Annotated in this window: 1 pseudogene; it reads right to left on the bottom strand. The window is 66.8% G+C overall.

Annotated features, from left to right (window positions below):
- Positions 1-81 precede the first annotated feature (81 nt).
- Positions 82-217: pseudogene (locus EQG76_RS32545) on the bottom strand (IS5/IS1182 family transposase); the annotation flags it as partial.
- Positions 218-914: the final 697 nt, after the last annotated feature.

Genomic DNA, 914 nt, shown 5'->3' with positions numbered 1-914 from the left:
GCCAGCGCTGGGCCTGCTGGTAGGCCGCAGGCCCTGTCCGCTGTGCGGACATCACTCGATGGGATCGATGCTCTGCATCGATGGCGGCAGGTCATTGGGCATTCAGCGCCAGGCGCACTGGTCTTCACGATGTAGCGCAGGCCGTTGAACAATTCGCGCGACGCATGCACCCGCTGGCCGGCATTCTCCCACACCAAGACAGATAGGGCCCTACCAACCCCGGATGATCGCCCGGCCGGGCAGCCTCAGACCCGCCTTCGCGACATGCGGTTCTGGAGCGGGCCGGGCATGCTGCAGCGAGCGCCCTCCAGGACGCGGCGCGGGCGGCAACCGTCAGTCGCTGCGAGGCCCGAGCCGCTTGCCGTACCATGGTCCGGTTGCTCCGCCTCACGGGCAGGCCAGCAACGCGGCATCCCGGCACGACCCTGCAGATCGGAACAAGCTACGGGCTGGAACTCGAGCTCCATGCAAGCGGGCTCCGCACTTCTGAGCCCGGACAGATTGCGTGGCCGAGCAGCCCGAGGACGAATCCGGAACAGGATATGAGGAGATCGTCGGCATGGGCGTGAGTAGGCCGTGGCCGGTCCCATTCGAATAGAGGTTCGCGGGTAGCGATGCGCAATGATCTGGCCAGGGGGGCAGGACTTGCCGAGGCGCTGGGCAACGGCGCCGGCTGCTGGGGATGGAGGGCGGGGGCGGCTTCATGTAACTCGCGCATCGTGCGCCCAGGACATGGACACTCATCGCGGTCGTGAACTCGCGGCTCGGCAGGAGCCGGCCGATCCGCTTCCGCAGAGAGCCAAGCCATCAGGCCAGCCATGGCGGATGCGCGACTTCGCCCATGGCCTATCACTACTTGCGCAGAACCGGCGAGTGCCTGGTTCGTTGCCATGTCCTGAGCGTCTGGTGGGACA

It is taken from the genome of Geminicoccus flavidas (assembly GCF_009806515.1).
GTDB classification, from domain to species: Bacteria; Pseudomonadota; Alphaproteobacteria; order Geminicoccales; family Geminicoccaceae; genus Geminicoccus; species Geminicoccus flavidus.
Note: the sequence above shows the minus strand (reverse complement) of the source record. Positions and strands in the feature narration are given on the sequence as shown.